Annotated in this window: 12 protein-coding genes; 9 read left to right on the top strand and 3 right to left on the bottom strand. The window is 63.9% G+C overall.

The annotated features are described in order from the left end of the window. Positions 1-208 precede the first annotated feature (208 nt). Genes ACILRA_RS11580 through ACILRA_RS11590 form a run of 3 tightly spaced genes read right to left on the bottom strand, consistent with a single transcriptional unit; the run spans position 209 to position 2,324 of the window. On the bottom strand, positions 209-646 hold the full coding sequence (locus tag ACILRA_RS11580; RefSeq protein WP_395662255.1) for an RpiB/LacA/LacB family sugar-phosphate isomerase: 438 nt from the start codon (positions 644-646) through the stop codon (positions 209-211). Then, complete coding sequence (locus ACILRA_RS11585) at positions 643-1,404, bottom strand: triose-phosphate isomerase (protein ID WP_395662256.1); 762 nt, start codon at positions 1,402-1,404, stop codon at positions 643-645. Before ACILRA_RS11585 ends, ACILRA_RS11580 begins: the two co-directional genes overlap by 4 nt. After that, positions 1,404-2,324, bottom strand: coding sequence for a sugar phosphate isomerase/epimerase family protein (locus tag ACILRA_RS11590; protein ID WP_395662257.1), 921 nt, complete (start codon positions 2,322-2,324; stop codon positions 1,404-1,406). The genes ACILRA_RS11585 and ACILRA_RS11590 overlap by 1 nt, the downstream gene beginning before the upstream one ends. Positions 2,325-2,431: 107 nt before the next feature. On the opposite strand from ACILRA_RS11590, the gene ACILRA_RS11595 reads away from it, so the two are divergent. The 9 genes from ACILRA_RS11595 to ACILRA_RS11635 form a co-directional block, all read left to right on the top strand. Continuing rightward, positions 2,432-3,442 (top strand): sugar-binding transcriptional regulator, encoded by a 1,011-nt coding sequence (locus ACILRA_RS11595; protein ID WP_395662258.1) that lies wholly within the window; start codon positions 2,432-2,434, stop codon positions 3,440-3,442. A 39-nt stretch (positions 3,443-3,481) separates the two neighbouring features. After that, complete coding sequence (locus ACILRA_RS11600) at positions 3,482-4,921, top strand: ABC transporter substrate-binding protein (RefSeq protein WP_395662259.1); 1,440 nt, start codon at positions 3,482-3,484, stop codon at positions 4,919-4,921. 89 nt (positions 4,922-5,010) lie between these two features. Further along, on the top strand, positions 5,011-5,937 hold the full coding sequence (locus ACILRA_RS11605; RefSeq protein ID WP_395662260.1) for a carbohydrate ABC transporter permease: 927 nt from the start codon (positions 5,011-5,013) through the stop codon (positions 5,935-5,937). A gap of 3 nt (positions 5,938-5,940) precedes the next feature. Further along, entirely contained in the window at positions 5,941-6,798 is an 858-nt protein-coding gene (locus ACILRA_RS11610) for a carbohydrate ABC transporter permease (RefSeq protein WP_395662261.1), read from the top strand. Further along, on the top strand, positions 6,795-7,871 hold the full coding sequence (locus ACILRA_RS11615; RefSeq protein ID WP_395662262.1) for an ABC transporter ATP-binding protein: 1,077 nt from the start codon (positions 6,795-6,797) through the stop codon (positions 7,869-7,871). Before ACILRA_RS11610 ends, ACILRA_RS11615 begins: the two co-directional genes overlap by 4 nt. Then, on the top strand, positions 7,864-8,982 hold the full coding sequence (locus ACILRA_RS11620; RefSeq protein ID WP_395662263.1) for an ABC transporter ATP-binding protein: 1,119 nt from the start codon (positions 7,864-7,866) through the stop codon (positions 8,980-8,982). Before ACILRA_RS11615 ends, ACILRA_RS11620 begins: the two co-directional genes overlap by 8 nt. Further along, the gene (locus tag ACILRA_RS11625) at positions 8,979-10,535 is read left to right on the top strand and encodes an FGGY family carbohydrate kinase (protein ID WP_395662264.1); all 1,557 of its coding nucleotides are present in this window, start codon (positions 8,979-8,981) and stop codon (positions 10,533-10,535) included. The genes ACILRA_RS11620 and ACILRA_RS11625 overlap by 4 nt, the downstream gene beginning before the upstream one ends. A 25-nt stretch (positions 10,536-10,560) precedes the next feature. Beyond that, on the top strand, positions 10,561-11,568 hold the full coding sequence (locus ACILRA_RS11630; RefSeq protein WP_395662265.1) for a 2-hydroxyacid dehydrogenase: 1,008 nt from the start codon (positions 10,561-10,563) through the stop codon (positions 11,566-11,568). Between the two features lies 1 nt (position 11,569). After that, a partial coding sequence (locus tag ACILRA_RS11635) for a glycerol-3-phosphate dehydrogenase (RefSeq protein WP_395662266.1) occupies positions 11,570-12,510 on the top strand: 941 nt, incomplete at its 3' end.

Here is a 12,510-nt window from a genome sequence, read left to right on the forward strand (position 1 = left end):
ATCATGAACCGAAGCCGGCAAAAGCCACGCCTGATCTACTTCCCACGATCGATATGTCTTGCTCATAACCCAAATGAATCAAATTCTATCCCCGCCGTCGAGGCCATTTTCCAGACAGGCTCCTAGGTTTTCACGATGTCAATCAGCAGCGGCACGTTCAAGGAACATATGCCTAGCAGATCGCAGCGCTGAAGTCAAGATAAAATTCCTAGCAAGATCCGTCCAGCTTGTTGATGGCCTCGACATTCGCCGCCGAGGCGCCCTTGGGGTCGAAGGCGGAGGCAAGCCAGGTGTCGACAATGGCCTTCGCCAATTCCGGGCCGATGACGCGCGCACCCATGGTGATGATCTGGGCGTCATTGGACTTTGCGGCGCGTTCCGCCGAATAGGTGTCATGGGTCAGGGCCGCGCGAATCCCCGGCACCTTGTTGGCCGAAATGCAGACGCCGATACCGGTCCCGCAGATCAGGATGCCACGCTCGAACTCCCCGTCCTTCACCTTGTGGGCAAGGTTGGCCGAGAGGTCGGCATAGAAGCCGGACTGGCTCAGATTGGCGATCTGGTGCTCGGCCTTCGACTTCAGATGCGCCTCGATCACGTCGAGGAGGGGTTTTCCGGCGCTGTCGGCGCCAAGTGCGATCTTCATGACTTCTCTCCCAAGGACCGTGTGACGGCATCGATGATGCCGATGAAACCGGCAGGATCCCAGGCGGACCGGCCGATGAAGAGCCCGTCAATATCCGACATGGCGGCCAGCTCGCAACAGTTCTGCGGGTTGACGCTGCCGCCATAGAGAACCTTGAGGGGCGCGCCAGCAATCTCCGCCGTCAGCGCCTTCAGCTTGCGGTGCTGGCCGTTGGCGAATGCGGGGTCCGCCGGAATGCCGCCCTCGCCGATGGACCAGACAGGCTCATAGGCGAGCACCACCTTGCCCGGCGCATCCCGGCCCACGTCACGCAGCGCAAAGCGTGTCTGTTTTGCCAGCACGTCGGCCGTGGCACCCGCCTCATATTCACTGCGCGTGTCGCCGATGCAGACGAGCGCGGTCAGGCCGTGCCTCACGGCCGCCGCCACCTTCTTCGCCACCGTCTCATCGGTTTCGCCAAAATGGGTGCGGCGCTCGCTGTGGCCAAGCTCAACGATGCTCGCGCCGCAGTCCTTCACCATCAGGGGGGACACCTCCCCGGTCCAGGCACCCTGGTCCGCCCAGTGCATGTTCTGCGCGCCAACCTTCACCTGCGTGCCAGACAGAATGTCCGCCACCTCGGCGATATAGGGAAAGGGCGGAATGACGAAGGGCTGAACATTCCCAAAGGAAGAGGTCTTCAGCGCCGCGGCGAAGGCTTGCGCTTCCGCACGCGTCTTGTTCATCTTCCAGCTGGTGCCGATCCACGGCGTCTTCATCAGTTGAATCCTGTCTTGGTGAAGGGCGCCCAATAGGCGACCGATTCCTTGATTGCCGGCACAACGCTGCGGTCCGTGGGTTCGCGCTCGCGGAAGGCGAGTTCGAGGCAGAGCTCATTATCCGTGCCGCCGCCGGCCTTCACCGCAGCGATGAGCTGCTCCGGCGTGATGCGGCCATTCTCGTTGTACTGCCTGGTGAAGGGCCAGTGCCCGCCCTTGTTCATCGTCGACTGCTTGATGTGGATGATGGGCGACTGGGTGGCGAAGTCCCTGGCCCAGGCGTAAGGGTCAACATCCGCCGGGTTGGGCGAGGTCACGTCACCATGGTCGATGTCGACCATGGGCCTCAGCGGAATGGGAAGCCCAGCCGCATCGATCCAGTCTTGCAGGTCTTGCGTGTCCTTCAGCGTGTGGCCCAGCTCGCGGCCCACCGACATCGGTTCCCAGAACAGCCAGGTGAGGCCGCGCGCCTTGGCATGCTCGGCCACGTCGCGCCAGCCGTCCAAGCCGATCTTCATCAGATCCTCGCGGCGGCTGACGTCATCGTAATCGCGGAAGGTGAAGATGCCGAACTGCGTACCGATGGCGGGGGTGCCGAGGTCGCCCGCGATGTCCGCCATGCCCTTGAACCAGTCGATATAATATTGCCGCACTTCGCCATCAGGGTGGACGAAGTGGTTGAGCCTCCCATAGGGGCCCGTCATGATGGAGGTGATCTTCGCCCCCTTCTGCGCGCAGGCCTTCGCCATGCGGTCGGTCAGGCGCTTCACCGTCCTGGCCTGCCAAGACGGGTTGATGAATTCATGCACCAGCTGGATGTGGCCGATTCCCACCTCATCCGCCAAGGTGCCGATCAGGTCCTCCGGCTCCGCAAAGCGGTTCACGAAGGGGTTGGTGTTGACGGAGAGTGTAAATCCCATGCGGAAAGCCTGCGGTTTTGCAGTGCAATAACGAATTTGGTTGACGGCTGAGCTTATCTGAAAAATATTGCACCTCAAGAAAAAATTTTCAAAGAAGTGGGAGCGCGTTGACCCTGCACCAGCCAGCCCCTCAGGTGGACGAGGAGGCCGCACTCGCGGCCCGTGCCGCGTGGCTGCATTTTGCGGGGGGCAAGACGCAGGGCGAGGTCGCCGAACTTCTCGGCGTGCAGAGCACCAAGGCCCACCGGCTGATCGCCAGGGCCCGCGCGGAGGGGTTGATCCGCGTTTTCGTCGAGGGTCCCATTTCCGGCTGCATCGCGCTCGAGGAGCGGCTCAAGGCTGATTATGGTCTCGGCTTCTGCGAGGTGGTGCCCAACATCGACGAGGGCCCGCTTCCGCTCCGCACGCTCGGCATGGCGGGCGCCCGCTACATCCGCCATCTCATCGAGGGCGGCCGCCACCGCATGATCGGCATGGGCCATGGCCGCACGCTGGCCGCCGCCGTCGACCTCATGCCCAGCATTCAGGCGCGGGACACACGCTTCGTGTCGCTGCTGGGTGGCCTTACCCGGCGCTTCGCAGCCAGCCCCTTCGACGTGATCCACCGCCTGGCGGAGCGCACCGCGGCGGAGGCCTATGTGATGCCCGTGCCATTCTTCGCCAACACCGAGAAGGACCGCCGCGTTCTGGAATCGCAGTACGGCGTGTCGGACGTTCTCGCCATGGCGCGCAAGGCTGAGCTCTATATCGCCGGCATCGGCGAGGTGGATGCCAAGAGCTTCATCGCCACCGCCGGCATGGTGGACGAGGAGGACGTGGACGAGGTGATGAAGACCGGCGCCTGCGCCGAAATCCTCGGACATTTCTTCAGCGAGCATGGCCAGCATCTGCCCAATTCGGTGTCGGACCGCGCGCTCGCCCCGCGCTTTGCCGACCTGAAAAGCCACAGGATCGTCGCCCTCGCGGGCGGCACATCGAAAACTCAGGCCATCCGCGCCATTCTCGAGCACGGACTTCTTTTCGGCCTGATCACTGACGAGGCAACGGCAAGACGCCTCGTTTCACAAAAACCGGGACGAGAGCCCGGCAAGAAGAACGGGAAAACCGCACCGGGCTAAGTCTCCACCAACGACCCCACAACAACTGGAGGAATGGGAATGTTTGACAAGGAAAAGGGCCTCTTCGAAGCCTTCGTGGCAAAGAAGATGAGCCGCCGTGAACTGCTTCAGGCGACCGGAAAGGCGGGCCTCTCGGCCTCTGCCGCCGGCTTCCTGATGACCCAGGCGCAGACCAGCGCCATGGCCGCCGACTTCGACTGGATGAAGTACAAGGGCTCGAAGCTCAAGCTTCTGCTCAACAAGCATCCTTACGCCGATGCCATGATCGCCAACATCGAGACCTTCAAGACGATGACCGGCATGGACATCTCCTGGGACATCTTCCCCGAGGACGTCTACTTCGACAAGGTCACGGCCGCCCTGTCCTCGGGCTCCACCGAATACGACGCCTTCATGACCGGCGCCTACATGACCTGGACCTATGGTCCGGCTGGCTGGATCACGGACTTGAACGAGTTCATCAAGGACCCGGCCAAGACCAATCCCACCTATAATTGGGAAGATATGCTGCCGGGCCTGCGCGCATCGACCTCGTGGAACGGCGTTCCCGGTGGCGAACTCGGTTCCGCGGATGCCAAGCAGTGGTGCATTCCGTGGGGCTATGAGCTCAACAACATCTCCTACAACAAGAAGATGTTCGACCAGGTCGGCGTCCAGCCGCCGAAGAACATGGGCGAGATGGTCGAAGTCTCGGCCAAGCTCACCAAGGATCTCGGCGGACCCTACGGCATCGGCGTGCGCGGCTCGCGTTCCTGGGCCTCGATCCACCCGGGCTTCCTCTCGGGCTATGCCAACTTCGGCGAGCGTGACTTCACCGTCACCGATGGCAAGCTGAAGGCCGCGATGAACACCGCGGGCTCCAAGGCCTTCCACAGCGACTGGGTCAAGATGATCCAGGACTCAGGCCCGAAGAACTGGTCGACCTACACCTGGTATCAGGTCGGCACTGACCTCGGCGCCGGCGCCTCCGCCATGATTTTCGACGCCGACATCCTCGGCTACTTCATGAACGGCGGCGACAACACGGAAGCGGGCAACCTCGGTTACGCGCCGTTTGCGGCAAACCCTGCCGCCACGGCTCCGACGCCCAACGTCTGGATCTGGTCGCTGGCCATGAACAATGCCGGCACCCAGAAGGACGCCACCTGGTACTTCCTGCAGTGGGCGACCTCGGTCGAGCACGCGCTGTTCGGCGCGCGCAAGATGGACTTCGTCAACCCGGTCCGCGCCTCGGTCTGGGCCGACGAAGAGTTCCGCGGCCGCATCGACAAGTCCTATCCGGGCTATCTCAACCAGCATGACGTCTCGGCGCCGGGTGCGAAGATCTACTTCACCGCCCAGCCGCTGTTCTTCGACCTCACCACGCTGTGGTCCGAGAACCTGCAGAAGATGGTCGCCAAGGAAATCCCGATCGATGAAGGTCTGGACACCATGGCAGCCGAAATGGACAAGAAGCTGGCCGAAGCCGGCCTCGGCTAAGCAACACTGACTGGTGCGCGGGGCTGCCTTCTCCCTGGGGTTGGCCCCGCGCCCTTCATCCCTTTTCACACGCAGGTTACGGGCCCGACATGACCGCCGCCGCCAAAGAGATGCGCACACCGGTGAAGCAGAGCCGCTTCATGCGCCGGGCTTTGCCCTACCTGCTCTCGCTTCCCGCATTGCTGATGTGCATCGGGATCCTGATCCCGTTCTTCACCGCCGTCTATTACTCGATGCTGCGCTACCGGATGAACCTGCCCCAGATGAAGGGCTTCATCTGGTTTGATAACTACATCAACTTCTTCACCGATCCGAAATTCTGGAACACCGTCTATATCTCGCTCACCTATGCCTTCCTGACGGTGGGCCTCGAGCTGCTGCTGGGCCTTGCCATCGCGCTTCTGCTGCAGCGGCCCACGCGCTTCAACAACATCGCGTCCATCCTGCTGCTGCTGCCGCTGATGACGGCCCCGGCCCTGGCCGCGCTGATGTGGAAGCTGATGACGCATCCGGACTTCGGCGTGCTGAGCTATCTCCTCACCCTCATCGGCATCACCGACTTCAAATGGGCCTCAGATCCGTCGACCGCGCTCTTCACCGTGCTGCTGGTGGACATGTGGGTCTACACGCCCTTCATCATGATCCTGCTGCTCGCGGGCCTGCGCTCGCTGCCGAAAGCGCCCTTCGAGGCGGCAGCGCTTGATGGCGTGCCGCGAAGCTTCGTGTTCTTCCGCATCACGCTGCCCATGCTGATGCCTTACATCATCACGGCCACGCTGTTCCGCCTGCTCGACTCGATCCAGCAGTTCGACATCATCTATGCGATGACGCAGGGCGGACCGGGCGACAAGCTGCTCGTCTTTCAGGTGCAAGCCTATCTCGACTTCTTCCAAGCCACCAATGTGGGCCGGTCCGCAGCGCTCATGATCATCCTCTGGGCGATCACCTATGCGCTGTCGAACGTCTTCATCAAGCAGTGGCTCAAACTGCGCGAACGCGCCCACGGAGCGCACTGATCCATGGACCACACATCGACATTCGAGAAAGTCCTGCGCGGCGTGCTGATCACGCTGGTGCTGATCTTCTTCCTCTTCCCCATCGCCTGGATCTTCCTCATGTCGCTCCAGACGAACGAGACGATCCTGCGCATTCCGCCCTCGATCGTCTTCACGCCGATCATTGATAACTATACAGCCTTGATCACCGGCCAGCTGCGCACCGCGGCGGGCAGCCTGCAGCTGAACTTCATGCAGAACATGTTCAACTCGGTTCTGCTCTCCGTGTGCTCGGTCGCACTCTCGCTGGTGCTGGGCGTGCCTGCGGCCTATGCCTTCGCGCGCTTCAAGTTCAGGCTGGGTGAGGACATCGCCTTCACGCTGCTGTCCTTCCGCTTCGCGCCGGCCCTCCTCGTGCTCTTGCCGCTGAGCCTCTATTTCAAGACGCTGGGCCTCACCAACACCTATATCGGCCTCATCTGGGTCTATCAGCTGATCTGCCTGCCACTGATCCTGTGGATCGTGCGCGGCTATTTCGAGGACATCAGCCCCGATATCGAGCATGCCTATCGCATTGCGGGTAACAGCTGGTGGAAGACCTTCACGAAGATCTCGATCCCGCTGGCCAAGCCCGGCATCGCGGCGGCGGGCTTGCTCGCCTTTATCTTCGCCTGGAACAATTTCATCTTTGCCCTGATCCTGGCCTCGGCCGACAAGCAGCCTGTCACCGTGGGCGCGCTTGCCTTCGTCACGGCGTCCGGCATCCAATACGGGCAGATCGCGGCCGCCATCATCATCTCGATCACGCCCACGCTGGCGCTGGCGCTTTATGCGCAGCGCTATCTCGTCGAGGGCCTTTCCATGGGGGCGGTGAAGGGATGAGCCAGCTCGTCATCAAGTCGCTGTCCAAGGCCTACAAGTCCTTCAAGGTCTTCGACGGATTGAATCTCGAAGCCAGTGCGGGCGAGATCGTGGTGATCTTCGGCGGCTCCGGCACCGGCAAGACCATCCTGCTCCGCCTCATCGCAGGCGTGGAGGAGCCAAGCTCCGGCACCATCGAGATCGGCGGGCATGACGTCGCCGACATCGCGCCGGAGCATCGCGGTGTGGGCATGGCGTTCCAGAACTTCGCACTCTTCCCGCACATGTCGGCTTCAGAGAACATCGCGACGCCCTTGCGCGCAGCAGGTGCGGCGGACGACAAGGTGATGGCGGGTGTCGCCAAGGTCGCCAAGCTCCTCAAGATCGACCATGTGCTGAACCATTCCCCGCGCGAACTCTCCAACGGCCAGAAGCAGAGGACCGCACTGGCCCGCGCGCTGGCTGCCAGCCCGCAGATCCTGCTGCTTGACGATCCGCTGCGCAACGTCGATGCCAAGCTGCGCTTCGAGATGCGCCTGGAACTGCCGCGCCTGCTCCGCCAGAGCGGCGCCACGGTGCTTTACGTCACACAGGACTACAAGGAAGCCATGGCGCTGGCGGACCGCATCGCGGTGCTGGCCAACGGCAAGTTCGTGCAGACGGCCACGCCTGAGGACATCTACACGAAGCCTGCCACCCTCGGCGTGGCACGCCTCTTTGGTGATCCCTCGATCAACACGGGCGAAACAGTGATTGCCTCCGATTCGTCCGGCGTGCACGTGGTGCTGGGCGGCGCCCGCGTGTCCGTCGCCTCCAGCTACGCCTCTCACGCGGGCCGCGCGGTGACGTTCGGCGTCAGGCCTGAGGCTGTCGAGCTTGGCGGTGCGGAGGGTCTGGAGGCTGAGGTTGTCGCCGTGACACCACTCAATGAGCGCGTGGTGCTGCTGCTGCAGACGGCCAGCGGCTGGGAATTCCTCGCCTCGCTTCCCGCCACCGCCAAGGTTCCCGACGCGGGTGCGAAAATCCGCGCGGGCTTCGCCGAACACGGCACCCACATCTTTGACCGCCAGACGGGAGAACGGCTCCATGGCTGAACTCGTTCTCAACCGGGTCGACAAGATCTACCGCTCCCGCAAGGGCGACGTGCATGCCGTGCAGGCGCTGGACCTGACCGTGAAGCCCGGCGAGATCGTCGCACTTCTGGGTTCTTCCGGCTGCGGCAAGACCTCGACCCTGCGCATGATCGCAGGCTTCGAGGATGTGACCAACGGGTCAATCACGCTCGGGGCCAAGCCCATTCACACGCTGGCTCCTGCGCAGCGCGGCGTTGCCATGGCCTTCGAGGCCTATTCGCTCTATCCGCCGCTGACCATTGCCGAGAACATGTCCTTCGCGCTCAAGTCCTCGAAGCTCCCGCAGGCCGAGCAGGACTCGCGCGTCAGGGCCATGGCGGAGATGCTGGAGATCTCCGACATTCTCAACCGCTATCCCTCCTCCGTCTCCGGCGGCCAGCAGCAGCGCGCCAGCCTCGGCCGCGCGCTGGTGCGCGATGCGGGCTTGTACCTTCTGGACGAGCCGATGGGCCAGCTCGAGCCGCAGCTCCGCGCCGTGCTGCGCGGCCGCATCAAGCATTACCTGCGCGAGCACAAATGCACGACCATCCTCGTCACCCATGACCAGACGGAGGCCAATGCCCTGGCCGACCGCATCGCGGTGATGGAGGGCGGCGTGCTGCAGCAATATGCAACGCCCGCCGAATTGAAGGTGCGCCCCGCCAACCTGTTCACCGGCACCTTCATCGGTGAGCCGCCGATGAATGTCTTCGCCGCCGACGTGAAGACGTCCGCCGATGCCGTGAGCTTCATGGTGGATGGCGGCACGACGCTGTCCTATCCCGCCGCCGACATGTCAGCCGCCTTGCGGGAGCGGCTGGCGACGACGCCGAAAATCTCGCTCGGCATCCGCCCCTATGCGCTGCATCTGGGCGATGGGCCGGTGAAGGGCAAGGTCATGGCCTGCCAGTGGCTGGGCGACCAGACCCATGTCGCCGTGGACGTTGGCGGGCGCACTGTCGTGTCCGTCTCGCAAGAGCGGGTGTCGCGGACACCTGGCAGCGACGTGAGCCTGAATGTGGCCGCGCGCGACCTCCACCTCTTCGATCCAAAGAGTGGCATGGCAATCGCCCATGGAGGAACCCTCGCATGAGGGATGGCATCCTCATCGGCATCGATGCCGGAACCTCGGTCATCAAGTCCATCGCCTTCAGTGTGACGGGTGAGCAGCTTGCGGCAGCCGCGATTCCCAACCGCTACGCGACATTTCCTGACGGCGGTGCCGAGCAGGACATGGCCCGCACCTGGGCCGATACGGCGGCGACGCTGAAGGAGCTGACGGAAAAAATCCCCAATCTTGCCGCCCGCCTGATCGCCATTTCGGTGACGGGCCAGGGCGATGGCATGTGGCTGATCGACAAGGCGGGCGAGCCCGTGGCGCCTGCCTGGCTGTGGCTCGATGCGCGTGCTGCGGCCATCACCGAGGCCTTCGCGGCGAGCAAGGATTATCCCGCGCACTACCAGCGCACCGGCACTGGCGTGAATGCCTGCCAGATGAGCATGCAGCTGGCCTGGATGAACAGGAACCGGCCCGAGGTTCTGGCGCGTGCCACCACCGGCTTCCACTGCAAGGACTGGCTCTACTTCAAGCTCACGGGCGACCGGCGCACGGACCCGTCGGAAGCGAACTTCACCTTCGGCCAGTATGCGACGCGCAGCTACGCGCCCGAGGTGCTGGACGTGCTCGGCGCATCCGATGCGAAGCGCCTGCTGCCCGAGATCGTCGAGGGAACGGAGGTCGCGGGCGGCCTCACCCCCGAGGCCGCGGCGCTGACGGGGTTGAAGGCTGGAACGCCCGTCACGCTGGGCTATGTGGACGTGCTGTGCACGGGGCTGGGCGGCGGGCTTTACGACCCCAAGGGCGAGACAGGCTGCACCATCGTCGGCTCCACCGGCATGCACATGAAGATCGCGCCATCCGCTCAGCATGTGAAGCTCAATGCCGAGCTTTCGGGCTATACCATGTGCTTCCCCGTGCCCGGCATGTATGCCCAGATCCAGTCCAACATGGCCTCGACGCTGAACATCGACTGGCTGCTCGACGTCGGCCGTGACGTGCTGGCCTCGCAAGGGGTGGAGCGCACGCGCGGCGATCTGCTCAAGGGCCTCGATGAGCGCGTGATGGCGGCGGAGCCTGCCCGCGCCATCTTCCATCCCTATATCTCGCAGGCGGGCGAGCGCGGCCCCGTGATGGAGCCCGCGGCGCGCGCCATGTTCACCGGCCTCGAGCTCGGCATGGGATTTGCCGGCATGATGCGCAGTGTGTTCGAGGGCCTGTGCTTCGCCTCGCGTGATTGCTATTCGGCGATGGGCGATATCCCGCGCGAGGTGAGGGTCACCGGCGGGGCAGCGCGCTCGAAGGCGCTGCGCGTGATGCTGGCCAGCACGCTCAAGGCCCCCGTGCGCAGCGTGCAGCGCGAGGAGGCCGGTGCCGCAGGTGCGGCCATGATGGCCGCCGTGCAGCAGAAGCTCTATCCGGACATGAATGCCTGCGTGGCGGAGTGGGTAGACCCGCTGCTCGGTCCTGTTACCGAACCCGACCCGGAGCTGGCCCGCCGCTATGACGGGGCGTTCGTCATCTACAAGCAAACCCGCGAGACAATGCGCCCGCTGTGGCGCGCCATGGTGGCCAATCGTGCATCGTAAGATTTCCGTCATCGGTGACCGTTTCATGCTGTCGTCCATGTTCGAGGCGGCGCTGCGTGAACGCTGCAGGCTATTCGAACTCGACATCCGCACGCATGACATGCCCTGGCCGGATGAGCCGATGGAGCATGGCTATGCGGTCGAAGGCATGGACGGCCTCAAGGAATACATGGGCACCGCCGACCAGGTGGTGGAGCTCACGGGTGATGCCGAGATTCTGGTCACCCAGCTCGCACCGCTGTCCGCCTCCATCCTCGACCGGCTGCCCACGCTCAAATTCGTCGCCGTCTCGCGCGGCGGGCCGGTCAACATCGACATGAAGGCGGCGCGCGCGCGCGGCATCACGGTGGTCAACACGCCGGGCCGCAACGCCTCCGCCGTCGCGGAATTCACCATCGGCGCGATCCTGAGCGAGACCCGCAAGATCACCAAAGGCCATGATGCGTTGCGCCACGGCGAGTGGCGGGGCGATCTCTACCGGGCTGACCTGACAGGACAGGAGCTCTCCGAGATGACGGTGGGCCTCATCGGCTATGGCGAGGTGGGCCGCCGCGTCGTGAAGCTGCTCAAGGCCTTCGGCTGCCGCATCCTGGTGAGCGACCCCTATGTGCAGCTCACCGTCGATGACCTGAACGACGGCGTGATCCAGTGCTCGCTCGACCGCGTTCTCGCCGAGGCCGATGTCATCTCGCTCCATCCGCGCGTCACCGCTGAAACCACGAAGATGATCAACAAGGACACGATCGCCCAGATGAAGACGGGCGCCTACTTCATCAACACCGCGCGCGGGCCGCTGGTGAACTACGACGATCTCTACGAGGCGCTCGTCTCGAACAAGCTGGCGGGCGCCATGCTGGAGACCTTCGATGTTGAGCCGGTGCCGCCGGATAACCGCTTCCTGAAGCTCGGCAACGTGACGCTGACGCCGCACATCGCCGGCGCCTCGGTGAAGACGGTAAGCTATGCCGCAGGCCTCGCAGCGGAGGAAGTCCGCCGCTATCTCGCAGGCGAGCCTGCGCTCAACCGTTGCTGATATGCAGGAGCTGAAGCCCGTCGATCTCGTCGTCATCGGGGGCGGCATCAATGGCGCGGGCATCGCGCGGGATGCTGCGGGCCGCGGCCTCTCGGTGATCCTCTGCGAGAAGGACGATCTCGCCCAGGGCACGTCCTCGCGCTCGGGAAAGCTCATCCACGGTGGCCTGCGCTATCTCGAATATTATGAATTCCGCCTGGTGCGCGAGGCGCTGATTGAGCGCGAGGTGCTGCTGAATGCTGCCCCCCACATCGTCTGGCCCATGCGCTTCGTGCTGCCGCACTCACCCGAGCAGCGCCCCGCCTGGCTGGTGCGGCTGGGGCTGTTCCTCTACGATCATCTCGGCGGCCGCAAAAGGCTGCCTGGCTGCCGCAACATCGATCTGCGGCGCGACCCGGAAGGCAAGCCCATCCGCGGCGACTATACCCGCGCCTTCGAGTATTCCGACTGCTGGGTGGATGACGCGCGCCTTGTCTCTCTTAATGCGATCGACGCCAAGGAACGCGGCGCGATGGTGATGACCCGCACCGCCGCCACTGCTGCCCGCCGCGCCGGCGGCCAGTGGGAGGTCGAATTCACTGCAGCGGACGGCACCCGCTCGAAGGTGCAGGCCAGGGTCATCGCCAATGCCGCGGGCCCGTGGGTCGAGAGCGTGATCAACGCCGTCGCAGGCTCCAACTCGCCGCGCCGCGTGCGCCTCGTCAAGGGCAGCCACATCATCGTGCCGAAGTTCTGGGAGGGCCCGCAGGCCTATCTCTTCCAGAACAACGACAAGCGGGTGATCTTCGTCAACCCTTATGAGGGCGGCATGGCGTTGATCGGCACCACCGATATTCCCTATGAGGGCCGCGCCGACGACGTGGCGATCGAGGAGCGCGAGGTCACCTATCTGCTCGCCGCCGTGAACCGCTATCTGAAGACCCCGATCGCCAGGGAAAAGGT

Source organism: Aestuariivirga sp. (genome assembly GCF_044239095.1).
Lineage (GTDB): Bacteria > Pseudomonadota > Alphaproteobacteria > Rhizobiales > Aestuariivirgaceae > Aestuariivirga.

Excerpts from the sequence above, each read along its gene's own strand:
- ACILRA_RS11620 (WP_395662263.1), top strand. The coding sequence starts at position 7,864 with ATGGCTGAACTCGTTCTCAACCGGGTCGACAAGATCTACCGCTCCCGC.
- ACILRA_RS11630 (WP_395662265.1), top strand. The coding sequence starts at position 10,561 with ATGCTGTCGTCCATGTTCGAGGCGGCGCTGCGTGAACGCTGCAGGCTA.
- ACILRA_RS11580 (WP_395662255.1), bottom strand. The coding sequence starts at position 646 with ATGAAGATCGCACTTGGCGCCGACAGCGCCGGAAAACCCCTCCTCGAC.
- ACILRA_RS11610 (WP_395662261.1), top strand. The coding sequence starts at position 5,941 with ATGGACCACACATCGACATTCGAGAAAGTCCTGCGCGGCGTGCTGATC.
- ACILRA_RS11615 (WP_395662262.1), top strand. The coding sequence starts at position 6,795 with ATGAGCCAGCTCGTCATCAAGTCGCTGTCCAAGGCCTACAAGTCCTTC.
- ACILRA_RS11625 (WP_395662264.1), top strand. The coding sequence starts at position 8,979 with ATGAGGGATGGCATCCTCATCGGCATCGATGCCGGAACCTCGGTCATC.
- ACILRA_RS11590 (WP_395662257.1), bottom strand. The coding sequence starts at position 2,324 with ATGGGATTTACACTCTCCGTCAACACCAACCCCTTCGTGAACCGCTTT.
- ACILRA_RS11585 (WP_395662256.1), bottom strand. The coding sequence starts at position 1,404 with ATGAAGACGCCGTGGATCGGCACCAGCTGGAAGATGAACAAGACGCGT.
- ACILRA_RS11600 (WP_395662259.1), top strand. The coding sequence starts at position 3,482 with ATGTTTGACAAGGAAAAGGGCCTCTTCGAAGCCTTCGTGGCAAAGAAG.
- ACILRA_RS11605 (WP_395662260.1), top strand. The coding sequence starts at position 5,011 with ATGACCGCCGCCGCCAAAGAGATGCGCACACCGGTGAAGCAGAGCCGC.